This is a genomic window from Streptomyces sp. SCSIO 30461 (genome assembly GCF_037023745.1).
Taxonomy (GTDB): domain Bacteria; phylum Actinomycetota; class Actinomycetes; order Streptomycetales; family Streptomycetaceae; genus Streptomyces.
This window is the reverse complement of the sequence record NZ_CP146101.1, coordinates 7202480-7226531: the sequence shown is the minus strand read 5'-3', so window position 1 is coordinate 7226531 and position 24052 is coordinate 7202480. Positions and strand designations below refer to the sequence as shown.

Annotated in this window: 28 protein-coding genes and 1 pseudogene; 16 read left to right on the top strand and 13 right to left on the bottom strand. The window is 70.2% G+C overall.

Features of this window, described 5'->3' with window-relative positions; translation table 11 throughout:
- Positions 1-118: 118 nt before the first annotated feature.
- Both V1460_RS32425 and V1460_RS32420 read right to left on the bottom strand, forming a co-directional pair.
- A complete protein-coding gene (locus V1460_RS32425; RefSeq protein ID WP_338677159.1) occupies positions 119-325 on the bottom strand; it encodes a hypothetical protein in 207 nt (68 codons plus the stop codon).
- The gene (locus V1460_RS32420) at positions 322-576 is read right to left on the bottom strand and encodes a hypothetical protein (protein ID WP_338677158.1); all 255 of its coding nucleotides are present in this window, start codon (positions 574-576) and stop codon (positions 322-324) included. The genes V1460_RS32425 and V1460_RS32420 overlap by 4 nt, the downstream gene beginning before the upstream one ends.
- Before the next feature lie 104 nt (positions 577-680).
- On the opposite strand from V1460_RS32420, the gene V1460_RS32415 reads away from it, so the two are divergent.
- The 4 genes from V1460_RS32415 (at position 681) to V1460_RS32400 (ending at position 3467) form a co-directional block, all read left to right on the top strand.
- Complete coding sequence (locus V1460_RS32415; RefSeq protein WP_338677157.1) at positions 681-1520, top strand: helix-turn-helix transcriptional regulator; 840 nt, start codon at positions 681-683, stop codon at positions 1518-1520.
- The gene (locus V1460_RS32410; protein ID WP_338677156.1) at positions 1517-1729 is read left to right on the top strand and encodes a DUF397 domain-containing protein; all 213 of its coding nucleotides are present in this window, start codon (positions 1517-1519) and stop codon (positions 1727-1729) included. The genes V1460_RS32415 and V1460_RS32410 overlap by 4 nt, the downstream gene beginning before the upstream one ends.
- 42 nt (positions 1730-1771) lie before the next feature.
- Positions 1772-1984 (top strand): DUF397 domain-containing protein, encoded by a 213-nt coding sequence (locus V1460_RS32405; RefSeq protein WP_338677155.1) that lies wholly within the window; start codon positions 1772-1774, stop codon positions 1982-1984.
- Between the two features lie 70 nt (positions 1985-2054).
- Entirely contained in the window at positions 2055-3467 is a 1413-nt protein-coding gene (locus V1460_RS32400) for a PLP-dependent aminotransferase family protein (RefSeq protein ID WP_338677154.1), read from the top strand.
- Positions 3468-3577: 110 nt separating this feature from the next.
- Here V1460_RS32400 and V1460_RS32395 read toward each other — a convergent pair whose 3' ends face one another.
- Complete coding sequence (locus V1460_RS32395) at positions 3578-4423, bottom strand: hypothetical protein (RefSeq protein WP_338678299.1); 846 nt, start codon at positions 4421-4423, stop codon at positions 3578-3580.
- 149 nt (positions 4424-4572) lie between these two features.
- Between V1460_RS32395 and V1460_RS32390 the strand changes: the two genes are divergently transcribed.
- Both V1460_RS32390 and V1460_RS32385 read left to right on the top strand, forming a co-directional pair.
- Positions 4573-4848, top strand: a complete 276-nt coding sequence (locus tag V1460_RS32390) for a hypothetical protein (RefSeq protein WP_338677153.1) — start codon at positions 4573-4575, stop codon at positions 4846-4848.
- 36 nt (positions 4849-4884) lie between these two features.
- On the top strand, positions 4885-6069 hold the full coding sequence (locus tag V1460_RS32385; protein ID WP_338677152.1) for a glutathionylspermidine synthase family protein: 1185 nt from the start codon (positions 4885-4887) through the stop codon (positions 6067-6069).
- Between the two features lie 49 nt (positions 6070-6118).
- On the opposite strand, the gene rocD is transcribed toward V1460_RS32385, so the two are convergent.
- Positions 6119-7345: an ornithine--oxo-acid transaminase gene (gene rocD / locus V1460_RS32380; RefSeq protein WP_338677151.1), complete on the bottom strand. Its 1227-nt coding sequence runs from the start codon at positions 7343-7345 to the stop codon at positions 6119-6121.
- A 470-nt stretch (positions 7346-7815) separates the two neighbouring features.
- Between rocD and trpS the strand changes: the two genes are divergently transcribed.
- From trpS to V1460_RS32365, 3 genes and pseudogenes are all read left to right on the top strand, one after another.
- Positions 7816-8829: a tryptophan--tRNA ligase gene (gene trpS / locus V1460_RS32375; RefSeq protein ID WP_338677150.1), complete on the top strand. Its 1014-nt coding sequence runs from the start codon at positions 7816-7818 to the stop codon at positions 8827-8829.
- A gap of 238 nt (positions 8830-9067) precedes the next feature.
- Positions 9068-9667: a 2'-5' RNA ligase family protein gene (locus V1460_RS32370; RefSeq protein WP_338677149.1), complete on the top strand. Its 600-nt coding sequence runs from the start codon at positions 9068-9070 to the stop codon at positions 9665-9667.
- A gap of 18 nt (positions 9668-9685) precedes the next feature.
- Positions 9686-9835 (top strand): annotated as a pseudogene (locus V1460_RS32365) (YncE family protein); the annotation flags it as partial.
- Between the two features lie 103 nt (positions 9836-9938).
- Here V1460_RS32365 and V1460_RS32360 read toward each other — a convergent pair.
- Together V1460_RS32360 and V1460_RS32355 are read right to left on the bottom strand one after the other, a co-directional pair.
- Positions 9939-10694: a decaprenylphospho-beta-D-erythro-pentofuranosid-2-ulose 2-reductase gene (locus tag V1460_RS32360; protein WP_338677148.1), complete on the bottom strand. Its 756-nt coding sequence runs from the start codon at positions 10692-10694 to the stop codon at positions 9939-9941.
- Positions 10695-10729: 35 nt separating this feature from the next.
- Positions 10730-12163, bottom strand: a complete 1434-nt coding sequence (locus tag V1460_RS32355; protein WP_338677147.1) for an FAD-binding oxidoreductase — start codon at positions 12161-12163, stop codon at positions 10730-10732.
- A 192-nt stretch (positions 12164-12355) separates the two neighbouring features.
- Here V1460_RS32355 and V1460_RS32350 point away from each other — a divergent pair, with 192 nt between their 5' ends.
- The 3 genes from V1460_RS32350 to V1460_RS32340 all read left to right on the top strand — a co-directional run bounded on the left by V1460_RS32350 (position 12356) and on the right by V1460_RS32340 (position 14957).
- Complete coding sequence (locus V1460_RS32350; RefSeq protein ID WP_338678298.1) at positions 12356-12961, top strand: phosphatase PAP2 family protein; 606 nt, start codon at positions 12356-12358, stop codon at positions 12959-12961.
- Complete coding sequence (locus V1460_RS32345; protein ID WP_338677146.1) at positions 12954-13934, top strand: decaprenyl-phosphate phosphoribosyltransferase; 981 nt, start codon at positions 12954-12956, stop codon at positions 13932-13934. The genes V1460_RS32350 and V1460_RS32345 overlap by 8 nt, the downstream gene beginning before the upstream one ends.
- Positions 13935-14015: 81 nt before the next feature.
- Complete coding sequence (locus V1460_RS32340) at positions 14016-14957, top strand: YihY/virulence factor BrkB family protein (RefSeq protein WP_338678297.1); 942 nt, start codon at positions 14016-14018, stop codon at positions 14955-14957.
- On the opposite strand, the gene V1460_RS32335 is transcribed toward V1460_RS32340, so the two are convergent.
- Positions 14905-16224, bottom strand: a complete 1320-nt coding sequence (locus tag V1460_RS32335; protein WP_338677145.1) for a D-alanyl-D-alanine carboxypeptidase — start codon at positions 16222-16224, stop codon at positions 14905-14907. The two genes, V1460_RS32340 and V1460_RS32335, sit on opposite strands and share 53 nt — an antisense overlap.
- Before the next feature lie 130 nt (positions 16225-16354).
- Here V1460_RS32335 and V1460_RS32330 point away from each other — a divergent pair, with 130 nt between their 5' ends.
- The 3 genes from V1460_RS32330 to V1460_RS32320 all read left to right on the top strand — a co-directional run bounded on the left by V1460_RS32330 (position 16355) and on the right by V1460_RS32320 (position 18791).
- Positions 16355-16627: an SCO4848 family membrane protein gene (locus tag V1460_RS32330; RefSeq protein ID WP_338677144.1), complete on the top strand. Its 273-nt coding sequence runs from the start codon at positions 16355-16357 to the stop codon at positions 16625-16627.
- Between the two features lie 14 nt (positions 16628-16641).
- Complete coding sequence (locus V1460_RS32325; protein WP_338677143.1) at positions 16642-18015, top strand: metallophosphoesterase; 1374 nt, start codon at positions 16642-16644, stop codon at positions 18013-18015.
- A gap of 113 nt (positions 18016-18128) precedes the next feature.
- The gene (locus V1460_RS32320; protein ID WP_338677142.1) at positions 18129-18791 is read left to right on the top strand and encodes a TMEM175 family protein; all 663 of its coding nucleotides are present in this window, start codon (positions 18129-18131) and stop codon (positions 18789-18791) included.
- A gap of 13 nt (positions 18792-18804) precedes the next feature.
- On the opposite strand, the gene V1460_RS32315 is transcribed toward V1460_RS32320, so the two are convergent.
- From V1460_RS32315 to V1460_RS32295, 5 genes are all read right to left on the bottom strand, one after another.
- Positions 18805-19764 (bottom strand): alpha/beta hydrolase, encoded by a 960-nt coding sequence (locus V1460_RS32315; RefSeq protein ID WP_338677141.1) that lies wholly within the window; start codon positions 19762-19764, stop codon positions 18805-18807.
- Between the two features lie 44 nt (positions 19765-19808).
- Positions 19809-20549, bottom strand: a complete 741-nt coding sequence (locus V1460_RS32310) for a TetR family transcriptional regulator (RefSeq protein ID WP_338677140.1) — start codon at positions 20547-20549, stop codon at positions 19809-19811.
- A gap of 11 nt (positions 20550-20560) precedes the next feature.
- Positions 20561-20962 carry a DCC1-like thiol-disulfide oxidoreductase family protein gene (locus V1460_RS32305; protein WP_338677139.1) on the bottom strand — a complete coding sequence of 134 codons (402 nt, stop codon included), beginning with the start codon at positions 20960-20962 and terminating at the stop codon, positions 20561-20563.
- A gap of 7 nt (positions 20963-20969) precedes the next feature.
- A complete protein-coding gene (locus V1460_RS32300) occupies positions 20970-21410 on the bottom strand; it encodes a hypothetical protein (RefSeq protein ID WP_338677138.1) in 441 nt (146 codons plus the stop codon).
- A 224-nt stretch (positions 21411-21634) separates the two neighbouring features.
- Positions 21635-22312: a hypothetical protein gene (locus tag V1460_RS32295; RefSeq protein ID WP_338677137.1), complete on the bottom strand. Its 678-nt coding sequence runs from the start codon at positions 22310-22312 to the stop codon at positions 21635-21637.
- Positions 22313-22451: 139 nt separating this feature from the next.
- Between V1460_RS32295 and V1460_RS32290 the strand changes: the two genes are divergently transcribed.
- Positions 22452-23252 (top strand): alpha/beta hydrolase, encoded by an 801-nt coding sequence (locus tag V1460_RS32290; protein WP_338677136.1) that lies wholly within the window; start codon positions 22452-22454, stop codon positions 23250-23252.
- Positions 23253-23393: 141 nt separating this feature from the next.
- On the opposite strand, the gene V1460_RS32285 is transcribed toward V1460_RS32290, so the two are convergent.
- Positions 23394-23909: a hypothetical protein gene (locus V1460_RS32285; RefSeq protein WP_338677135.1), complete on the bottom strand. Its 516-nt coding sequence runs from the start codon at positions 23907-23909 to the stop codon at positions 23394-23396.
- Positions 23910-24052 lie beyond the last annotated feature (143 nt).

Genomic DNA, 24052 nt, shown 5'->3' with positions numbered 1-24052 from the left:
CCTTGATCGTCTTGAGCATCTCGAGGTGCTCGGAGCCGATGACGGGGGTGCTCGCCGTACCGGGGCTTCATGCTGCGCCTTCCCGCCACATGACCCAGGGACGCTCGATCACCTCGGCTTAGCTGGTGTGTTCGGGGTGCTCGCGGAGGTGTGTGAACGCCCAGGTCTGCGGTGCGGTGGGGTCGTCGCCGGGGGGCGAGGTGGCGGCGCATTCGTTGTCGTCGTCGGTGAGTGCGAGGCACCGCAGCGCGTACGTGGTCGGCGGGGCGTCGTCATCCCGGTCCGGCCGCAACGTCCAGTCGACGAACGCGAGCCGGCGCCTCAAAGGTACTCATCCCTGCTGCGCGCGTTCGCCCGCGTAGTCTCGGCGCGCAGCCGCTGCTCGGGGCCGGCCGGCCGGGCGTCCTCCGGGCGCACGCTCCACTCGCACCCTCCGGTGATCGGACGCAGGTACCAGAGCCCGTGCGCCTCACCGCGAAACTCACCGATCTTGTCCTGCGCGTCCACCAGGAGCGTGCCACGGGTCGGAACGTGTGGGGGGTCCTGCGGCTCAGCGGGATTGCTCGTGTCATGCACAGGCCGCTCCTCTCTGTAGTGATTCCACTACCAAGTGACACCAGGGTGCTTTAGAGTTGGCTGCCGCTCAACGTGTCAACTCGAAACGGAGAGTTGGTGGCGAGTTGGTCAATCTCAAGGAACTGAACCCGGAGGGCTGCCCGTCGGAAGCCTTCGGTGCACGTCTGCGGCAGCTGCGCGAGGTGCGCGGCTGGCGCCAAGAAGACCTCGGCTTCGAGATGGGTTATTCCGGCACGCATGTTTCGGCCGTCGAAACTGGTCGCAAGATGCCGACTCTTCGGTTCGCGCGCAAGGCGGACATAGCCTTCGGTCTGGTCGGAACGGCCGACACATTCGAACGCCAGTGGCGTGAGCTCCGGAACGGGAGTCTGCTGGAAGGCTTTCCGGAGTTCCTCGGGTATGAGGGCCGGGCCGCCGAGATCCGGCTGTATGAGGTGGGGGTCATACCGGGTCTGCTCCAGACGCCGGAATACGCCAAGGCGCTTGCGCACAGCGTCGTGAAGCGGGGCGCGATCACCAGCGAGCAGGCGGATGAGCGCGTCGCGCTCATCGCGGAGCGTCAGTCCGTGCTGCTGCGGACGAATCCGCCGCTGGTGTTCGTGGTGCTGGACGAAGGCTGTATTCGCCGCACCGTTGGTGGATCAGGCGTCATGGACGCTCAGTTGGCTCGGCTGCTGGAGTTCGCCGAGCTGCCGAACAGCGTGCTCCAGCTCGCGCCATTCGCCATGGGGGAGCGGCGCCCGCTCAGTCTGCCGCTCTACCTGCTCACGATGGCGGATCGCTCGCTGATGTCGTACGCGGAGTCCTCCCATCGAGGGCATCTGGAGCGTGAAAGCACTTTCGTCCTGCCCTTGCTGACGGCCTACCATCAGCTTCAGGCCCACGCCCTCTCGCAGGATGGGACCGTGGCCTTGATCAGTCAGATACGAAAGGGCACCTCGTGACGACGACCGATTCCCCCCGCTGGTTCAAGTCCTCCTACAGCGAAAATGGCGGCGCCTGCGTCGAGGTCGCCGCGAACCTCGTCGCCTCGCGCGGTGTGGTCCCTGTCCGTGACTCCAAGGATGCGGCGGGCCCGGTTCTGGACTTCGCCGCTGAGTCCTTCCGCGCGTTCGTGACGGGTGTCAGGACGGGTGAGTTCGACTCCCGCTGACCCTTCATTCCTCCGCAAGTCCCGGCTACGGAAGGGCACCTCGTGACGACGACCGATTCCCCCCGCTGGTTCAAGTCCTCCTACAGCAGCAACGGCGGCGCCTGCATCGAGGTAGCCGCGAACCTCGTCGCCTCACGTGGTGTGGTCCCGGTCCGTGACTCGAAGGACGCGGCGGGCCCCGTTCTGGACTTCGCCGCCGACTCCTTCCGCACCTTCGTGGCCGGTGTCAGGACGGGCGGGTTCGGCACCGTCTGACCCGCTCCCGTTCACGCCCGGCCGGGCTTCCCGGCCGGGCGTTTCGCGTGGGCGAGTAGGGTCCACGTCCATGGCGGACGAATGGGCGGGCTTCGGGGCTGACCTGCACCTCGAACTGCGTGGACAGGGGCTGCGCGCCGGGCTCGTGGAGGCGTTGCGGGAGGCCGCGCGCACCGGGCGGCTCGCGCCTGGGACGCGGTTGCCGTCGTCCCGTACGCTCGCCGCCGATCTGGGCATCGCCCGCAACACCGTCGCCGAGGCCTACGCCGAACTCGTCGCCGAGGGCTGGCTCACCGCCCGCCAGGGCTCCGGAACTCGGGTCGCCCAGCGTGCGGCCCCGCGCAGGACCGCGCACCAGAAGGCGGCTTCGCCTCGCGTCGAACGGGTCACCCAGCGCCCCGCGCACCGCCTCGTGGCCGGCGCACCCGATCTGGCCTCCTTCCCGCGTGCCGAGTGGCTCAAGGCGGCGCGGCGGGCGTTGACAGCCGCTCCGCATGAGGCGTTCGGGTACGGGGATCCCTACGGGCGCATCGAGTTGCGTACCGCCCTCGCGGGCTATCTGGCGCGGGCGCGCGGGGTGTACGCCGAGCCCGAGCGCATCGTGATCTGTTCCGGTTTCGTCCACGGGCTGACGCTGCTCGGCACCGTGCTGCGGCGGCAGCGGAAGGTGCGGGAGGTGGCGGTGGAGGCGTACGGGTACGCCGTGCACCGCAAGCGGCTGAGCGATACCGGCCTTCGGCTGCCCGCGCTGTCCTTCGACACGCTGGGCAGCCGTACCGGCGAGCTCGCCGCCATGAAGGACGTCGGCGCCGTGCTGCTCACACCCGCGCACCAGTTCCCGATGGGGGTCGCGCTGCATCCCGACCGGCGGGCGGAGGCCGTCGACTGGGCGCGGCGTTCGGGCGGGCTGGTGCTGGAGGACGACTACGACGGGGAGTTCAGATACGACCGGCAGCCCGTCGGCGCGCTTCAGGGACTCGATCCGGACCGGGTGGTGTATCTCGGCACCGCCAGCAAGTCCCTGGCCCCGGGCTTGCGGATCGGCTGGCTGGTGCTGCCGCCGGGGCTGGCGGGCGAGGTGGCCGCGGCGAAAGGGCCGATGGACTGGGCGACGAGCGCGCTGGACCAGCTCACGCTCGCCGAGTTCCTCGTGTCGGGGGCATACGACCGGCATGTACGCGGAATGCGGCTGCGCTACCGCCGACGCCGCGACCAGTTGGTGGCGGCACTCGCCGAGCGCGCCCCGGAGGTCACGGTGAGCGGTATCGCGGCGGGCATGCACGCGGTGCTCGAACTGCCGCCGGGCACCGAGGCGTCCGTCCTCCAGGCGGCTGCCTGGCAGGGCCTGGCCCTCCAGGGCCTGTCGCACTACCGCCACCCCGCCACCCCGCCCACGCGTGACGCCCTCGTGGTCGGTTACGGCACTCCGTCCGACAGCGCCTGGTCGGGCGCGCTCGACGCGCTGTGCCGGGTGCTGCCCTGAGCGGGCTGTCCGTTCCCCTCGGTCCCCTCGGTCTCCTCGGCCTCCTTGGCCTCCTCGGCCACCTGGACCTCCTCGATCTCCTCGGCTACCCGGCCTCACGACCGGCCGTGTCAGGGCGGCGCCGGGACCCCCGGGCCCTCCCGTGCCGGTCCCGGCAGTTCCCCGAAACGGGCCAGGGCCAGCGCCCCCGCCACCGCGATGGCGAAGCCGGTGACGGCCAGCCAGGTGAGGCCTTCGCGGGGGCTGTCGCCGAGCCAGACGACGCCGACGGCGGAGGGCAGCAGGGTCTCCGTCAGAACCAGGCCCGCGGTAGCCGTGGTCACCGAGCCGTGCGCGAACGCCGAGGTGAGCAGCAGGAAGGCGCAGGCACCGCCGAGCACGATGGCGTACAGCGCCGGGTTGCCGAAGTCGAGCGAGTCGAGGAGCCGCACCGCCACCTCGGGCACTCCGAAGCCGATGCCCGCGCCGAGGCCCAGGACCAGCGCCCGAGCGCGGCCTGGGAGGCGCCCGGCCGCCGCGCCGATCAGCAGCACCACGACAGCCGTACCGAGCAGCACCCACTTCAGGGCGGGCGGCGGGGTGGCGCTGCCTTCCGGGCCCGAGGCGATGCCCAGCATGGCGAGCCCGGCGCAGACCATGCCCACCGCGCCCCACTCGACCCGGGTAAGCCGCACCGACAGCAGCCGGGTCGCCGCGACGGCCGTCACCGCCAGGCTCGCGGCGAGCGCCGCACTCACCGCGTAGATCGGGATCAGGCGAAGGGCGACGATCTGGAGACCGAAGCCGGCGCCGTCCAGGGCGAGCCCTGCGATGTACCGCCACTGCCGCACCGCACGCAGCAGCAGCGCGGTGTCCAGCCCGGAGGTCGCGTCCGGGCCGGCGACGGAGCGGGCCGCGATCGCCTGGAAGACCGTCGCCAGGCCGTAGCAGACCGCCGAGGCAATCGCGCAGAGCATCCCGAAGTGCACAAACCGACTCTAGATGGGGAGGCTTCGTGGACCGGGCTTACGGCGGCACGGCACGTCCCTCTAGTGTGTGCGGCGTTCCATGGGCTGGCTTGATATGTGCATACATGTGCGCGAGGACGAGAACGGGGGGCCGGGGAATGGCACGGCGCAGGCTGAGGTCGGGGACGGTCGTGCTCGGCGGTATGGGGGTGCTCGCGGCGACGCTCACCTCCTGCGGCTCGGAGCCGGACGAGCGGTGCGTGGACCCCGTGACGTACGAGGTGCTGCCCGACTACGAGTGCGATGACGACGGCGGCAGCGGTCGCCACTACTACGGAGGCAGCATCAGCAACGGGAAGGCCTCCGGCGGAAGCTACGACAAGTCGGCTGTCAAGACCGGCGGTTTCGGCTCATCCGGCTCCAGCGGCGGCTGAGCGCGAGACGCAGGCACAGGGAACGACCGAGCAGCGATGAGACGCCACACCATCGAGCCCCGCCCCGGCTGGCAGCAGACCGTCGAGGAGCAGGGCGTCATCTACCCGCTCACCCGCTACCCGGACGGTTCACTGCGTCCGTACTGGGACGAGAGCGCGTACTACGAGTTCTCCCTGCCCGAGGTCGAGGCGCTGGAGGAGGTCGTCGAGGAACTTCACGTCATGTGCCTGGCAGCGGCCGGGCACATCGTGGAGCAGGACCGGTTCGCCGACCTCGGCATCACCGACCGCAGGCTGGCCCGGCGGGTCACCGAGTCCTGGCGCCGCCGCGCCGAGCTGCCCTCCCTCTACGGGCGCTTCGACCTGCGCTACGACGGCACGGGACCGGCGAAGCTGCTGGAGTACAACGCCGACACCCCCACCTCGCTGGTGGAGGCCGCGAGTCCGCAGTGGTTCTGGATGGAGGAGCTCTTCCCGGGCGCCGACCAGTGGAATTCCCTGCACGAGCGTCTGGTGGACGCCTGGAAGCGGCAGGCACCGCTGTTGCCGCCCGGCCCGGTGCACTTCGCGCACTCGGACGGCGACGAGCTCGGCGAGGACCTGATGACGGTCGCGTACCTCCGTGAGACCGCGCAGCAGGCCGGGCTGGCCACCGAGGCGCTGTCGGTCGAGCGGATCGGCTGGGACCGGATCTCCGGGCGGTTCGTGGACGACCGGCTCCGCTTCATCCGCAGCTGCTTCAAGCTGTATCCGTGGGAGTGGCTGGCCACCGACCCCTTCGGCCCGCACGTCCTGGACACCCTGGACAACGGCGGCGGCACCGGGACCACCTGTTGGATCGAGCCCGCCTGGAAGATGCTGCTCTCCAACAAGGCCCTGATGGCGGTGCTGTGGGAGCTGTACCCGGGGCATCCGAACCTGCTCCCGTCCTATCTCGACGGTCCGCGCGAGCTCGCCACGACCACCGGCTACGTGGCCAAGCCGCTGCTGGGCCGGGAGGGCGCGGGCGTCACCATCCACGAGCCCGGCGACGCGGACCCCGTCATACGCGACGAGCCCTGCTGCTACCAGGAGCTCGCGCCGCTTGCCGAATTCGACGGCAATCGTGTCGTGCTCGGCGCCTGGGTCGTGGAGGACGAGGCGGCGGGGCTCGGCATCCGCGAATCGGCGGGGCTGATCACGGACGAGTACGCCCGCTTCATCCCGCATGTGATCCTCTGAGTCGCCGGGGCCTCGCGGAGGCACGCCGCCGCGAGGCCCCGGCGCTCGGTCACTCCCCGGCCAGCACCGCGCGGAGCTGGTCCAGACCCCAGTCCAGATCCTCCTTGCTGATCACCAGTGGGGGAGCGATCCGGATCGTGGACCCATGGGTGTCCTTGACCAGCACGCCCCGGTCCATCAGCTTCTCGGAGATCTCCCGGCCCGTACCGTGCGACGGCGCCATGTCGACTCCCGCCCACAGCCCGCGCCCGCGCACCGCGTCGACCGCGCCGCCGCCGACCAGCAGCCCCAGCTCGTGATGCAGATGCTCACCCAGCTCGGCCGCGCGCTGCTGGAACTCGCCCGTACGCAGCATCCCGATGACCTCAAGCGCGACCGCGCAGGCCAGTGGGTTCCCGCCGAACGTCGAACCGTGCTCACCCGGGCGATAGATCCCGAGGACGTCGCTGGACGACACGACAGCCGAGACCGGGACGACACCGCCGCCCAGTGCCTTGCCGAGCACGTACATGTCCGGGACCACGCCCTCGTGCTCGCAGGCGAAGGTACGGCCGGTACGGCCCAGACCCGACTGGATCTCGTCGGCGATGAACAGCACACCGCGCTCGCGGGTCAGCTCCCGCACCCCGGTCAGGTATCCGGCCGGGGGCACCAGGACCCCGGCCTCGCCCTGGATCGGTTCGAGCAGCACGGCCACCGTGTTGTCACTGAGCGCGCGCTCCAGCGCGGTGAGGTCGCCGTACGGGACGATCTCGAATCCGGGGGTGTACGGGCCGAAGTCGGCACGGGCCTCCGGGTCGGTGGAGAAGCTGATGATCGTCGTCGTGCGCCCGTGGAAGTTGTTGGCCGCGACGATGATCTTCGCCTGGCCCTGCGGCACTCCCTTGACCTGGTAGCCCCACTTACGGGCCGTCTTGACGGCGGTCTCGATCGCCTCGGCACCGGTGTTCATCGGAAGCACCATCTCCATGCCGCACAGCTCGGCGAGCCGGCCGCAGAAGTCGGCGAACCGGTCGTGGTGGAACGCCCGCGAGGTCAGCGTCACCCGCTCCAGCTGGGCCTTCGCCGCGTCGATCAGCCGCCGGTTGCCATGGCCGAAGTTGAGCGCCGAATAGCCGGCCAGCATGTCGAGGTAGCGGCGGCCCTCGACATCGGTCATCCACGCGCCGTCCGCGGACGCGACGACGATCGGCAGCGGGTGGTAGTTGTGGGCGCTGTGCGCCTCCGCGGAGGCGATTGCCTTGTCCGTGGGCGTCGCCTTCTCCGTAGCAGACACGGGGTCTCCGTTCGTCCTGCGGCGTGGGTGTGTGGGCCGATGGCCTGCCGAACCCGGGCCGGGATGGTGGCCCTTTCGCCGGCCCCTTTCTCCGGCCTCTTTCTATCGTCGCTCGCGCGGAGCGGGAAGAAACCTGAGTGGCGCAACCCGGGCCGTGGGGTGTCCGCACCGGTGAGTGGGGTGGGCGGAACGCACGGCGGCGGGACGACGACGGCGTCATGCCGCCCAGGCCATGGGGTCGTGTGTTCCTCGTCTCACCGGCGATCCTCGTCAGGCCCGGAGTGTCACGCCGGGCGCCCCGTCGCGGCTCCGGCCCCCCGGCGGTTCCCGGAACCGTGCGGCCCGATCGCAGTCGGACTGCCCCGCTCTGCCCCGGGCACATGCCCGGGGCAGAGCGGCGGCGGGGAAGTCGCGGCACCTGCCCGGAAACCGTTCCCGGACTGTCCGCGGCACCTGAGAGAATGCTGCACATGGCCTCTGACAGTCCTCGCGTGCTTTCCGGAATCCAGCCCACCTCAGGTTCGTTCCACCTGGGCAACTACCTGGGCGCGGTCCGCCAGTGGGTGGCGTTGCAGGAGACCCACGACGCCTTCTACATGGTCGTGGACCTCCACGCGATCACGGTTCCCCAGGACCCGGCGGAGCTGCGAGCCAACACGCGGCTCGCTGCAGCCCAGCTGCTCGCGGCGGGTCTCGACCCCGAGCGCTGCACGCTGTTCATCCAGAGCCACGTGCCCGAGCACGCCCAGCTCGGCTGGGTGATGAACTGCCTCACCGGCTTCGGCGAGGCGTCCCGGATGACCCAGTTCAAGGACAAGTCCGCCAAGCAGGGCGCCGACCGTGCCACGGTCGGGCTCTTCACCTATCCGATCCTCCAGGTCGCGGACATCCTGCTCTACCAGGCCAACGAGGTACCGGTCGGCGAGGACCAGCGTCAGCACATCGAGCTCACGCGCGATCTCGCCGAGCGTTTCAACGGCCGCTTCGGACAGACGTTCAAGGTCCCGTCGGCGTACATCCTGAAGGAGACGGCGAAGATCTACGACCTTCAGGACCCGTCCGGCAAGATGAGCAAGTCGGCGGCCAACCCCAAGGGCCTGATCAACCTGCTCGACGAGCCGAAGGCGACGGCCAAGAAGGTCAAGAGCGCGGTCACCGACACGGAGACCGTGATCCGCTTCGACGCCGAGCGCAAGCCGGGTGTCAGCAACCTGCTCACCATCATGTCCACCCTCACCGGTACGGCCATCGCCGATCTTGAACAGAGCTACGAGGGCAAGGGCTACGGCGCGCTGAAGACCGACCTCGCCGAGATCATGGTGGACTTCGTGACGCCGTTCCGGGACCGCACCCAGGAGTACCTGGGAGACCCGGAGACTTTGGACGCGATCCTGGCCAAGGGTGCGGAGAAGGCCCGCGCGGTCGCCGCCGAGACCCTTTCCCAGGCCTATGAGCGGGTGGGTTTCCTGCCGGCCAAGCACTGAGTCCGGTCCTGAGTCCAGGCACTGGTCCAGGGCACCGAGCAAAGGCAGCGGAAGCAGTGAGTCCAAGGACACAGGCATCGGGGCCGGGGGCAGACCAAGGGCCCTGGCGGGAGGCCCGCCGCAGCCGTCACACTGGCGGCTGTGGGGACCGGCTGCGGACCGGCTTCACGACGACCACCGGAGAGAGCATCGACCCGGGTTCCGGACACGCGGCCGGAGACCCGGAGGGGAGTACGACGTGGGGACCGTAACGCTCGGCGTTTCGATCGCGGTCCCGGAGCCGTTCGGCAGCCTGCTCCAGCAGCGGCGCGCGGGCTTCGGTGACGCCGCCGCGTACGGCATTCCCACACATGTCACCCTGCTCCCGCCCACCGAGGTCGACGCCTCGGCGCTGCCCTCCGTCGAGGGGCATTTGAGCAGGGTGGCCGCCGTGGGGCGGTCCTTCCCGATGCGGCTGCGCGGCACCGGCACGTTCCGCCCGCTGTCGCCCGTCGTCTTCGTCAAGGTCGTCGAGGGAGCGACGGACTGCACCCGGCTCCAGCAGCAGGTCAGGGAGCCGTCCGGCCCGCTGGCCAGGGAGCTCCACTTCCCGTACCACCCGCATGTGACCATCGCCCACGGCATCGCCGATGAGGCCATGGACCTGGCGTACGAAGAGCTCGCGGGCTACGAGGCGGTGTGGACCTGCGCCTCCTTCGCGTTGTACGAGCAGGGTTCGGACGCCGTGTGGCGCAAGCTGCGGGAGTACGACTTCGGGGGCGGCGGATCCGGACTGCACAATGTGCCTCCGCAGGGCACCGCCGTCGATTCCGACGCCCCGGCGCCCGCGCCCAGGTAGGGATGGGCGGGACTCGCCGTGCTCGCGGGGCTGGCGACCCCGCTCGCCCTGGCCGCTCCCGCCGCGGCGCAATCCGGCACCTATGCCTTCGTGGCCAACCAGGGCGCGGACAACGTGTCCGTGATCGACACCACCAGCAACACCGTGGTGGACACCGTCGGGGCGCACGGCAGACCGGCGGCGCGATCGCGTCTCTCGCGCTCGTCCTCATGGGGTCGGTCCGGTGGAGCCCCTGGCCCGGGTGCGGCAACTCCTGACCGACGCCCGGCCCTCACACGGGCAGCCGCCGGAACACCGCGCGCGGTACATGCCTCAACGCCGACATCACCACCCGCAGCCGCCCCGGCACCCACACCGTCTCGGTACGCCGCCGCAACCCCGTCTCGATGGCCAGGGCGACCGTCTCCGGAGTCGTCGCCAGCGGTGCCTCGGGCAGCCCGGCCGTCATCTTGGACCGTACGAACCCGGGCCTGACCACCATCACATGCACACCGGTCCCGTGCAGCGCGTCGCCGAGACCCTGCGCGAAGGCGTCCAGACCCGCCTTGGACGACCCGTAGATGAAGTTGGCCCGGCGGGCCCGCTCGCCCGCCACCGACGAGAGCACGACCAGCGAGCCGTGCCCCTGGGCCTGGAGTGCCGCTGCGCAGACCAGACCGGCTGAGACCGCGCCGGTGTAGTTGGTCTGGGCTACCTGTACCGCCGAGAGCGGTTGGGCCTCGTCCCGCGCCTGGTCGCCGAGTACACCGAAGGCGAGCAGCACCATGTCGATGTCGCCTTCGGTGAAGACCTTGCCCAGCACCTCCTCGTGCCGTGCGGGTTCGAGGGCGTCGAACGGCACGGTGCGCACATCCGCGCCCAGGGTCCGGAGCGAGTCCGCGGCCTCGTCCATGGCGGGGGACGGCCGCCCGGCCAGCCAGACCGTGCGCGTACGCCGCGCCAGCAGCCGGCGGGCGGTGGCCAGGCCGATCTCGGATGTGCCTCCGAGGACGAGCAGGGACTGCGGTGCGCCGAATGCGTCCTTCATGAGGTGCTCCTTCTTCGAGCGATGGCGGTGGACGTCTACAGGGACAGGCGGCGGGACAGGTCCGAGACGAACACCCCGCGCGGATCGAGCTCCGCGCGCAGCGTCCGGAAGCGCTCCGCCTCCGGGTACATCGCCGCCAGCAGTTCGGGCCGCAACCGGGAGTCCTTCGCCAGGTACACCCGTCCACCGGCGTCCGCCACGTCCTCGTCCAACGCGTCGAGCAGCGTGTCGAGACCGGGCAGCCATGCCGGGACGTCCAGGGCGAGTGTCCAGCCGGGCCGGGGGAACGACAGCCAGCCCGCGTCGGCTTCGCCGAATCGCTTCAGCACCGCGAGGAACGCCGGACAGCGGTGCCGTGCGATCCGCCGCACGATCCGGTGCAGTGCCTCCTCCTGACCGAACCCGACCACGAACTGGTACTGCACGAAGCCACTGCGCCCGTAGATCCGGTTCCAGTGCGGTACGCCGTCCAGTGGGTGGAAGAACGTCGAGACCGGCTGGAGTTCACCCGTACGTGAACGAGGAGCCCTGCGGTACCAGAGCTCGTTGAACCAGGACACCGATGTGCGGCCGATGAGCCCCCGCGGTACGAAGTCCGGCGCGAGGCCGGTGAATCCGGGGGCGGCGGGCAGCCGTCGCGGCCGGAACTCCAGAGGCTGCCGCAGGGTGTGCGGCGGAAGGGCGTCGAGCGGCGCGTGGTCCCCGCGGGTGAGGATCGCGCGGCCGGTCGATCCGCCGCGCGCGAGCAGGTCGATCCAGGCGACCGAGTAGCGGTAGCGGTTGTCGCCGGCGGTGAGCCGGACCATCAGATCGTCCAGGTCCAGGGTCCGTTCCGTGTCGACGGACATCAGGGACGTCTCGACGGGGTGCAGCCCGAGCGTGGCGGACAGGATGACCCCGGTCAGGCCCATACCGCCCGCCGTCGCGTCGAACAGGTCGGTGCCGGGCACGGCGACACGGACTTCGCCGTCGGCGGTGAGCAGTTCCAGCGAGCGGACATGGCGGGTGAAGGAGCCGCAGACATGGTGGTTCTTGCCGTGGATGTCGGCGCCGATGGCCCCGCCGACGGTCACATAGCGGGTCCCGGGGGTGACCGGGACGAACCAGCCGAGTGGCAGCAGCACCTCCGTCAACTGGTGCAGGCTGACACCCGCGTCGCACACCACGATGCCCGCTTCGGCGTCAACGGTCCTGATGCGGGCGAGGCCGGTCATGTCGACCACGGCGCCGCCCGCGTTCTGCGCTGCGTCACCGTACGCCCGTCCCAGACCGCGTGCGATGGAACCGCGTCCGCCGCAGTGGCGTACGGCTTCCACCGCCTCCTCGTGGGTGCGGGGGCGGATGACCAGTCGCGCGGCGGACGGGGCGGTGCGGCCCCAGCCGGTCACGGTGACGGGGCTCGCAGGGGGGGCAGTGGCGGCGTCACCGGATTCGGCGGCACGGGACTCGGCGGAGCAGTCGGCGGGCATACCCGGACGCTAGCGCCCCTTATATGTGAATTGCCGGTATCTCTTCCCTGGGCTCCACCGACTCGCCTGACTCGCCGAAATGGGTGATTAAACGGGTGTCATTAAAGATGTGCCGTGAATGACGGCCTCTGGTTGAGAAGAGTCGCCCGTATGCGACACGTCGACTGGACGCATTGGCCGCACCTGACGTCCATGCCGGGCTTGGCGTCCTTGCCGTACTGGGTGCACGCCGACCAGCGTCTGCTGACGGCCCTGCGCGACTGCGGGCGGGATCAGCGCGTGGCCGCCGTGGCCCGTGCCTTCTCGCACGGCGGCGAGCACGGCGCGGTGTGGCTTGCGGCGGGCCTGGTGTGCGCTGCTGCGGACCGGGAACGCCGCCAGGGTTGGCTGCGCGGCACCGCGCTGGTGGGCGCGGCCCACTTGGCGAGCATGGGCGTCAAACGCCTTGTCCGGCGTCCGCGCCCCCGCCTTCCCTGTCTCGAACCGCTGGTGAAGACCCTGAGCCGGCACTCGTTCCCCAGCTCGCACGCCACTGCCGCGGCCGCGGCGACGGTCGCCTTCGGCGCCCTGCGCCCGGCGGGGGGACGGCTGGTGCCGCCGTTGGCCGCCGCGGTGTGCGTCTCCCGGCTGGTCGTCGGGGTCCACTACCCGACCGATGTGGCCGCGGGTGCGCTGCTGGGCGGGCTGACGGCACGTCTGGGTGCGGGCTGGCTGCGGTCCGCGCCGGTCGCCGGAGGCAGAGCGCGCGGCAGGGGCAGGGGTGACGCCAGGGACGGCGGAGGAGGCGGTCATGGCTGAGCCCGGTACGGTCGTCCTGGACCAGCCGGAGCGGCGCCCGGACGGCCTCGGTACCACCGCGACCGCCCCCGCCCGCCGCCGTACGGGCGGCGTGCTCACCGGACTGCTCAGGACTGCCCGCCCGCACCAGTGGATCAAGAACGTCCTGGTGGCTGCGGCCCCCGTGGCGGCCGGCGAGCTCGCCTCCTGGGACACGGCCGCCCAACTGGGCCTGGTCTTCGTACTCTTCACGACGGCCGCTTCATCGGTCTATCTGATCAATGATGCGCGCGATGCCGAAGCCGACCGCGCCCATCCGGTGAAGTGCCGCCGCCCGGTGGCCGCGGGCGAGGTCCCCGTATCCGCCGCCTACACCACGGGCGCGTTGCTCTCGCTGGCGACGATCGGCGCCTCCGTGGCGCTGTGCAACGCGCTGACCGCCGCGCTGCTCAGCGCCTACGTCGCGATGCAGCTTGCCTACTGCGTACGGCTCAAGCACGTCCTCGTGGTGGACCTGGCCGTGGTCACCACCGGATTCCTGATGCGGGCCATGACCGGCGGGGTGGCGCTGTCCATCCCGCTGTCCCGGTGGTTCCTGATCACCGCGGGGTTCGGCGCGCTGTTCATGGTCGCGGCCAAGCGCTATTCGGAGGCCGTGCGGATGGCGGACGCGGGTGGCGCGACCCGGGCGCTGCTCACCTCGTACACCACCGGATATCTGCGCTTCGTCTGGCAGCTCGCGGCCGGGGTCGCCGTACTCGGCTACTGCCTCTGGGCGCTGGAGTCCGGGGACGCCGCCACCGTGAACGGTTCGCTGCTGCCCTGGCGCCAGCTCTCGATGATCGCCTTCACCCTGGGCGTGCTGCGTTACGCGGTCTTCGCGGACCGGGGCGCGGCCGGTGCCCCCGAGGAGGTCGTCCTGCGGGACCGGCCGCTGGCTGTCATCGGGCTGGTGTGGCTGGCGATGTACGGCATGGCCGTGGCGGGCGTCTGACGATCGGGTCCATACCGCGCCGATGTGTGGATCGTGCTCGATGTGCGGATCGATCTCGGCTCGGAAGGGCAGGCGTACGGCATGGACTGGCTGACCCGAATTCCCGTCATCGGACCGCTCGCGCGGCGCCTGATGAAGACCCACGCCTGGCGCACCTATGAGCGGCTCGACCGGGTGCACTGGACCCGGTTGGCCGCCGCGATCACATTCATCAGTTTCCTGGCGCTCTTCCCGCTGATCACCGTGGCCGCCGCGGTCGGCGCGGCACTGCTCAGCGACGGTCAGCTGAAGGACCTGGAGAACCGGCTCGCCGACCAGGTCCCGGGGATCTCCGACCAGCTCGACATCGAGGGCCTCGTCTCCAACGCCGGGACGATCGGGCTGATCGCGGGTGCCCTTCTGCTGCTCACCGGCATCAGCTGGATCGGCTCGATGCGCGACTGCCTGCGCGCGGTCTGGGAGCTGGACGACACCGACGAGGGCAACCCGATCGTGCGCAAGGGCAAGGACGCCCTGGTGCTGCTCGGCTTCGGCGCGGTGGTGCTCGCCTCGTTCGCCGCGTCCGCCCTCGGCTCCACCGCGCTGGGCTGGAGCGCCGAACAGCTGGGCATCGACCGCACCGGCGCGGGGGGCGTTCTGCTCCGCGTCTGCGCCCTCGCCATCGCCGTGCTCGCCGACTTTCTGATGCTGCTCTACGCCCTGACCCTGCTGCCCGCGGTGCAGCCGCCGCGCCGCAGGCTGATCGTCGCCGCGCTGCTCGGCGCCGTCGGCTTCGAACTGCTCAAACTGCTGCTCAGCGGGTACATCTCGGGCATCGCGGCCAGGTCGATGTACGGCGCCTTCGGGGTACCGGTGGCCCTGCTGCTGTGGATGAACTTCACCGCGAAACTGCTGCTGTACTGCGCGTCCTGGACGGCGACCGGAAGCGCGAGCACCGACGCCGACGCCCAGGAACCCGCTCGGACCGGTCCTAGCGGCGAGGGAGGCGGCGGACCAGATCGGGCAGCGGCCAGCGCCGGTTGACCAGGAGCCCCCCGCCGGCCAGCAGCACCAGCACGCCGCCGGTGATGGCGAGCGCGACTCCGACTCCGCTGGAGCCCTCGTGTGCCGCTGCGGAGGCGTGCTCGGGCTCGGCGCCGTTCTTCACGCCCTCCCCGTTCGCGTCTCCGTCGCCGCTGCCTTCGCTGTCGCCACCGCCACCACCGGAGGTCGACTGCGAGCCGCCCGATGGGCCGGTCACCGCGGACCTGGGCGGGACCAGTTCGCCGACCGGCTCCACCTTGCCGGCGGCGGCGAAGCCCCAGTCGAGCAGGCGCTCGGTCTCCTTGTAGACCGCCTGGCTCTCCTTCGACGACGGGTTCATCACCGTGACGAGGAGCACCCTGCCGTTCCGCTCGGCCACTCCGGTGAAGGTCGCGCCCGCGTGGGTGGTGTTGCCGTTCTTGACGCCCGCGATGCCCTGGTAGGCGTTGACGCCGGATGCGCCGGTGAGCAGCCTGTTGGTGTTCTGGATCTCGAAGGTCGGCCGCGCCTTCCCCGGTTTCTTCTCGCCGGGGAACCGGGCGCGTACGGTCGAACAGTACTCGCGGAAGTCCTTCTTCTGGAGACCGCTGCGGGCGATCAGCGTCAGGTCGTACGCGCTCGACACCTGGCCCGTCTCGTCGTAGCCGTCCGGGGTGACCACCTGGGTGTCGAGGGCCTGCAGTTCCTCCGCGTGGTCCTGCATGTCCCGTACGGTCTGGTCGATCCCGCCGTTCATCGCGGAGAGGACATGGACGGCGTCGTTGCCCGAACGCAGGAAGACGCCGAGCCAGAGGTCGTGGACGGTGTAGGACTGCTTCTCCTTGACCCCGACGAGGCTGCTGCCCTCGCCCACCCCCATCAGCTCTTCACGGGTGACCGTGTGCACGTCGTCCTTGTTCATCCTGGGCAGCAGGGTGTCCGCGAACAGCATCTTCAGCGTGGAGGCGGGGGCGAGCCGCCAGTGCGCGTTGTGGGACGCGAGCACGTCGCCGCTCTCCGCGTCCGCGACGATCCAGGAGCGGGCCGACAGGTCCTTGGGCAGCACCGGGGCGCTGGCGCCGAGGTTGACCTGGGTGCCCGGGACACCGAGCTGAGTACCGCCGACTGTCGACATCTGCGCGGGCGGATTCGGAGCCTTGGGGTCCGCCTTGGTGGCACCGGCCGCTGCCTTGGGCGCCGTGGTGGCCGCGAGCGCGGGGGAGGCGGCGATCGAAGGCAGCAGTACGGCGGCGATGACCGTCAATGCGGTCTTTTTCAAAGCAGACACGATCGAGAAAGTACATGGACTTGTCATCGAATCTGACACCGGACGGAGGACCCGCCGCGAGCTCCCCCGGGACAGCCCATCCGCCGGACCCCGCCGTACCGGAGTGGTGGACAGCGGTGATACTGGGTCCATGAAGCTCAGCCGCCCCGTCTCCTGGTTCCTGCTCGTGTTCGGGGTATGGAGCTGGGTCATCTGGGTCACTTTCATCAAGAACCTGTGGCAGGACGCCGGCGGGCTCGCCTTCGACGCCGCGGGTGACCCGACTGCCTACTTCTGGGTCCATCTGCTGCTCGCCATCACGTCCTTTCTCCTGGGGACGGTGATCGGGGCCATCGGGTTGCGTGGTCTGCGGGCCTTGCGCCACGACCACGAGACCGCTGCGAACCACGAGAACCACGGGTAAGAGGGAGCGCTGCCATGCCGGTGGTTCTGCTGGTGATCGTCTTGGTCCTCGCGCTGTTCGGCGGCGTGCACTGGTACGTGTGGCGGCGGTTGGTCCGCGACACGACCATGCCCGGAAGTGCCGTACGCCACATCGGCACCGTCGCCGTGGTACTGCTGCCGCTGCTCTCCGTGGGGGCGATGACCTCGGGGCGGGCGGGTGTGCCGTTCTGGCTCCAGCAGGTGCTCGCCTGGCCGGGCTATCTGTGGCTCGCGGTGCTGCTCTACCTGACGCTCGCCCTGGTGGTGGCCGAGGGCGTACGGCCGCTGCTGCGGCGCTGGCTCGCGCACAGGGCTGACATGGGGTCAGCGGATGCAGGCCGGGTGGCTCTGCCGACGGCAGCCGAGGCCCCGTCCGTCGCGGTGGTCGCCCACGGCGGCGGAGCCTCGGTCGCAGCACCTCTTGAGCCTCTCGACGCCGGTACGGCCCCGAAGACCCCTCCCGCGGCCGACCCCACCGACCCCGCCGACCCCGCCGACCCCGCGGGTTCGTCCGGGTTCTCCCCTTTCCCCTCCTCCGGGGGTGTGACACGACGGCTGTTCGTCGCCCGGGTCGCGGGCGGCGCGGCCGCGGCGGTCGCCGCCGGGACCGTCGGCTACGGGACGTACGGGGTGCTGCGTGGGCCCCGGGTGAAGAGGGTCACCGTGCCGCTCGCCAAGCTGGCGCGCGGGGCGCACGGCTACCGGATCGCGGTCGTCAGCGATGTCCACCTCGGGCCGGTGCTCGGCCGCGCCCATGCCCAGCGGATCGTGGACACGATCAACGCCACCCAGCCCGATCTGGTCGCCGTCGTCGGCGATCTGGTCGACGGCAGCGTGGCCGACCTCGGACGGGCCGCCGAGCCCCTGGCGCAGATCGAGGCACCCGACGGAGCCTTCTTCGTCACCGGCAACCACGAGTACTTCTCCGGCGCCGACGCATGGGTCGACCATGTCCGTGAGCTCGGCCTCACCCCGCTGCGCAACGACCGTGTCGAGCTGGCCGGCTTCGATCTCGCGGGCGTGGACGACGTCGCGGGCGAGAGCGAGGGCAAGGGGCCCGACTTCGTCCGTGCGCTCGGGGACCGCGACCGCAGCCGCGCCTCGGTGCTGCTCGCCCATCAGCCCGTCGTGATCCACGACGCCGTACGCCATGGAGTGGACCTCCAGCTCTCCGGTCACACCCACGGCGGCCAGCTGTGGCCCGGCAACCTGATCGCCGACGCCGCCAATCCGACCCTTGCCGGTCTGGAGCGCTACGGCGACACCCAGCTCTACGTCTCGCGCGGCGCGGGCGCCTGGGGTCCCCCGGTCCGGGTCGGCGCACCGTCCGACATCACCGTCGTGGAGCTGGCATCCCGCCAGGCCTGAACGCCGTCCGGACCGCCACCGCCACCGCCACGACGGGTCGGGCCGCAGGACACGGCCCTCAGCAGGACGTTCCAGCGCGGCGTCCGGACTGGCCGGCGGTCTACCGTGCGGTCATGGGCGTGAGCGGTGGCACGGACGGTACTGCGGACGGTGCGGGGTCCGCGTATGTGGAGAGCCCGGCGCGGCTCATCGCGCTGTCCGACGGGATCTACGCGATCGCCATGACGCTCCTGGTGCTGGATGTCTCGGTGCCCGAGGGCCTGGATACGGCGGGCTTTCGGCACGAGATGAGCGAGGTATGGCCGAAGCTCGCCGCCTACGCGCTCAGTTTCGGCGTACTGGGCGCCTTCTGGCGCGACCAGCGCCAGATCCTGCACCGGGTACGGCGGGTCGACACCTTCACCATCCGGCTGACCCTGGCAGGCCTCGGCGCGGCGGCGCTGCTGCCGTTCCCCACCTCGCTGCTCTCCGAGTACGGCAGCGAGGAGCCCCTCGCGGTGTCCGCCTACGCGGCCACTGTCGCCCTGCTCAGCCTGCTGCACCTTGCGCTGTTCACCAGCATCTGGCGGCGCTCACACCTCCAGGCCCGTCCCATTCCCGCCCGGTTGGGCAGGACCGTCGTCACGGAGCAGGGCGCGGTCGCCTTGGTCTGCGCGGCGTCTGTGGTGGTGGCGTTCACCGTCGCCCCGCAAGCGGCTCTGTACACGTGGCTGCTGACGTTCCCGGTCAAGCACGCGGTCCGGTGGCGCGGCCGGGTAGCTGCCCACCGGACCTGACAGCCAGGACGTCTCAGGAACCGGAGCAGGCTCGGAGGAAGTCGACGAGAGCCTCGGTCACCTCGGCCGGGCGTTCCTGCTGCGTCCAGTGGCCGCACCCGGCGAGCTTGACGGGCTTGCGGTGCAGGTTCGGCATGAGGGCGGGCAGGCGTTCGATGAGTTCGGGCATACCCGGGAACGCCGGGACGGGGTCGCGGTCGCCGTAGACGTAGAGCGCGGGCCTGGTGACCAGGGCTCCCTGCCATGGGGCGGTGAGCTCCCAGTTGCGGTCGAGGTTGCGGTACCAGTTCAGGGCTCCGGTGAAGCCCTGCGAGAAACTACCGGTGAGAGAGTCGAGATCCTCCTCGGTGAGCCAGGGCGGCAGCACCTCGGGGTCGGACATGTCCGCGAGCCAGCCCCGTTCGAGGTCGACCAGTGGCTGCCTGACCTCGGGGTGGTCGCCGGACGCCGAACAGAGGAACTTGCGCAGCGTGGTACGCGTGTCCCGCGCGAACTCGGCGTCAGCGACACCCGGGCGGTTGAAGTAGTTCCAGTAGAAACGGCCGCCGAACTGCTTGTCCATGGCGGCCAGCGGCGGCACCGGCCCGCGGAACGAGGGTGCCACGCTCAGGCCGGCCACGCCGAGCACCATGTCCGGTCGCAACAGCGCGGTGTGCCAGGCGACCGGCGCTCCCCAGTCGTGCCCGACGACGTAGGCCCGGCGCTCTCCCAGTGCCTGGATCAGCCCGACGACATCACCGACCAGATGGAAGATGCTGTACGCGCCGACATCGGCGGGATGGTCGCTGCTCCCGTACCCACGCTGGTCCGGTGCGACCACCCGGAAGCCCGCCTCGGCCAGCGGGTCGAACTGGTGGCGCCACGAGTGCCAGGATTCGGGGAACCCGTGCAGGAGCACCACCAGCGGGCCTTCGCCCTGCTCGGCGATGTGCAGCCGGATCCCGTTCACGTCGATCATCCGATGCTCAACCATGGGCACCGAGCGTACGCCGCCAGGCCGGGATTCCCCCGGCTTGGCTACTCAGCCACGCCGCTTCGCACCTTCGGCACCACGAACTCCTGCATCAGGTCCACGGCGTCCCGCACCAGCGGGCGGACGATCTTGAAACGGGAGAGCCGGACCGTGCGTGCCACCAGCGGGGTGCACTTGTGCACGAAGGCCCGGGTGCGCTCCGTGTCCTCGCTGCGGTCGAACACCCAGTAGAGGACCACGCCCATGAGATACAGCCACAGCAGATCAGGCAGCAGGCCGCTCAGCTCCGTGTCCAGCTTCGCTCCCACCTTCGAGTCGCCCAGCACATCGCGGAAGATCTGCACCGCCTGGGCGCGGGCCGGGTGGGACTCGTCGGAGAAGGGGCTCAACGGGCTGTCCGGGTCAGCCGCCGTGCTGAAGAACTGGGCCGCGAACTCGTGATAAGGGCGGGCGCAGTCCACCCAGGCCGCCACCGCGATCTCCAGCCGCTCCTCGAAGTCCTCGATTCCTCGGAGGCGCTCCTGGGTCATGGCGGCGTGTTCCCGGGTCATGCGGTCGTAGAAGCCGGTGATCAACGACGCCTTCGAGTCGAAGTAGTAGTAGGCGTTGCCGACCGAGACTCCGGCTTCCGTGGCGATGGCCCGCATGGTGGTCTTCTCGTATCCACGCTCCTGGAAGAGCCGCATGGCTGTCTCGAGGATGAGCGTCCGGGTCTGCTCGCTCTTGCCCGGCTTCGCCGCCGGCCTGCCGCGCTTCTCGTCCTGGAGGTCGTTCTCGTGGGTCACGGTGCCCGAGCCTAACCGGGCGGGACCGGCGCCTCGCACCGCCCGTCCACGCAGGAAGCCGCGGTGGCCTCCCGGTACTTCGCGGCGGCCAGCACGGTGACCCTGGCGAAGGGCGCGCCGGCCGGGGTCGCAAGCCAGTGGGCCTTCGGCCGGTAATCGGCCAGGGCCCAGAGGCAGACGATCCAGGCGGCGGTCGACCGGTACACCTGGCCGCGGTCCCCGACCACGGTGATCTCCCGCAGGGTGCTCGCGTGGTCGAGACCGGGGAAGCGGCGTCTGGCCTCGTCCGATGCCGCGGGCACCAGGTCCAGCGGGACCAATTGCCGCTGTCGCATCAGCCAGTGCCGCAGATGGACGCAGAGCGAGCACTGCGCGTCGTAGAGGACCGTCAGCCGCTTCACCGGTGTCCCCATGAGCCGCTCACACGCCCGTGGCGGGTGCGGGCGGGGCCCAGTGGCCGTCGCCGCGTGCGCCGGTCCAGCCCTGGGGCGGCACGGGCGGGATCTGCTCACGCTCCATCATCCCGCGACGGCGGATCTTGTTGAGGACGTAGACGTTGCCCAGGTGCATCATCCCGAGGACCAGCAGCACGACGCCGAGCTTGACCGAGAGTGCTTCGAAGACCCCACGGGCGGTCGTGACGGTGCTGTCCTGGTTCAGATAGAGCGCGACGAAGCCGAGGTTGACCAGGTAGAAGCCGACCACCAGCAGGTGATTGACGGCGTCGGCGAGATCCTCGTTCCCCTTCAGCACATCAGCGAGGAATATCCGCCCGTTGCGGCTGAGCGTGCGGGCCACCCAGACGGTGAGCGCCACGCTGATCAGCAGGTAGACGGCATACGCGAGCACAGTGAGGTCCATGCCCCACCCTCCCTTGAACACGTTCAAAAGGCTGTCGTCATGGACTGTAGACCTCTTGCTGAACGCGTTCAAGTCAGGTCGCCCGTCGTTCTGATCGGACACGTCCGGGCTGCGGGGGCGCCTCTGCCGGTCCGCGCGTTCAGCGCGGGCCGGACCCGGCTCGGCGCCGCTGCGCCCCCAAGCCGCAGCCGAGGTGTCGTCTCACGCGGCTGTCTCGGCAGGCGTCAGCCCTGTGGTGCGGGTCGCGAGGTGGCGATGCGTCCTTTCCGCGCCGCTTGCGTGATGGCCACGCCTGTGCAGACGAGCCAGGCGGCCATCGGCCAGACGGCCACGCGTTCGAACGCGCCCTGCACCGGACGGACAGCCTCCAAGCGGGTGGCCACTCCGGCGATGAGGGAGACGACTCCGCATACGACCCCTGTTGTTCCCCACCGGTGATTGCCCATGCGGTGAAATGCCAGACCCAGGAAGAGGGCTCCCAGCCCCCCGAAGATGATGGTGATCCCCGCGGACGTCAGGTGAACGTCCACTCGCTCGTTCAGGGGATTCAAGCCTGTGGAGATCAAGGCCGCACCGCTGATGGCGGCGACGAATAGTCCGGCATTCCTCCATAGCGTGGGGCGAAAGAAGTCGACATTGCACCATGCGCCCACGATGAGGCAGATTCCGGCAATGACCCAGGAGATGTCGCTCGCACTGTGCCACGATGAGCAAGCCCACACTCCGTCGATGCGTCCGCAGTGTGTGATTCCCAGAGCGGAAATGGGGTCGTGCCTCAAGCGGTAACTAGGCCACCACCGGAAGGCCACGATCGAATCGACGACGAAAAGTTGTGCAACAGCAGCCCACGCCAACCCTCCGATCGCCACTCTTCTGGAAACGGGTAGCTCACGACCGTTCATGCGGACGACCTTTTCACGATCCGTTCATGAGGCCGCCTTGGCGCGCCGACAGGAACCTCGGCTGCCTCCGCCACGCCTCGGTCTGAAACGATCGGATAAGTGGGTGCGGTGCGAGGCGAGTTGCGGTTGAATCGCGTCGATGACTCTTGTGCATGATGTGACGGGGCGCGGCCCTGCAGTGGTACTCCTCCATTCATCCGTCTGTGACCGGCGGATGTGGGATGCCCAGTGGAAGGTACTGGCCGAAGCCGGACACCACGTGGTGCGCTGTGACTTCCGGGGCTACGGCGAGACCCCCGCCGAGGAGGTGCGGGCGTACGAGGACGCGGATGACGTGCTGGCCCTGCTGGACGGCCTCGGTGTCAAGCGCGCCACCCTGGTCGGGGCGTCCCACGGCGGTGAGGTCGCCGTGGAATTCGCCGCCCGCCATCCCGAGCGGGTGAACGGGCTGGTGCTGCTCTGCGCGGGGCTTCCCGGGTATGAACCGGGCCCGGCGCTCAAGGACTTCGGCGCGCGCGAGGACGCCCTGCTCGAGGCGGACGACCTCGATGGCGCTGTCGAGCTCAATGTGGCCACATGGCTTGGCCCCGAGGCGGACGAGCCGACGCGTGAGCGCGTACGCGCCATGCAGCGGCACGCGTTCGAGGTCCAACTCGCCGCCCACTACGCGGCCCAGGCCGCGGCAGCCGCGCCGGTGGAGGCTGCGGAGGCGGCGCCCGAGCGGCCCTTCGACCTCACCGCCGTCGAGGCCCGCACCCTTGTCGTCACGGGAGCGCATGACGTGGACGACTTCCGCACCATGGGCACCCTTATCGCCGACGGCATCTCCGGGGCGCATCGCGTCGAGCTGCCCTGGGCCGGCCATCTCCCCTCACTGGAACGGCCCGACGAGGTCAGCGCTCTGCTCACCGGCTTTCTCAGCGGACTGCCCGGCCGCTGAGAAAGCGGTGCCCCTCCACGCCGGGGCCTGGCGGGGCTCCTGGAGCACGGCTGAGAGGGCACCTCCCAGGCGAAGCTCTGGGGGAGTCGCGAGCCGGTGAACCCATCCGGTCACAGCGCCGGGCGTATCGCCCCGTGAGGCTCAGACGCTCAGCGTGCGTGCGTAGTTGACCTGCCCCATGACCCACTGGATGGCCCCCGGGTTCGCCGCGGGGATCATCGTGGTGTGGTGGCGGCCACCGCTGCTGACGCTCACCTGGATGAAGCCCGTCGTCACCTTCTCCTTCATCAGCAGGAAGAACAGGCCGAGCAGGCAGAAGACCGCGAAGACCACCGCCAGCACGATCGCGACGGTGGGGATCTTCTCCTCGGTGCGGGACATGTCGGTGACGTTCCACACCGCTCCCTTGAGGGGGAGGGTGCCCGCCGGGGTGACGATCGAGTCCTGGAGCACGGTGATGTCCCCGAGTGACAGGAGTGGCATCCCCGGCGTGCCGGCGTGTACACCGGGAACCGCGGGCAGCGTATGCGGGTAGCCGTAGCCCGGCACGGTGTGGGGGTAGCCGTACGCGGGACCGGCGTACTCGGGCGTGCCCGGCGGCTGCGGCGGTCCCCACTGGTAGTCGCCGCTGTCCTGGTAGGGGTTCGGCGCGCTCATCTGCTCCCCGCTCTCACGCAACATCGATCAATGGCAAACGGCAATGGCGAAGGGCCCGTTTCCGTACGGTGAGCGTACAGAAGCGGGCCCTTGCGCGCTGCCCTGCTCGGGAGTTCCCGGTCGCCGACGCGGTCGGCTCGGGA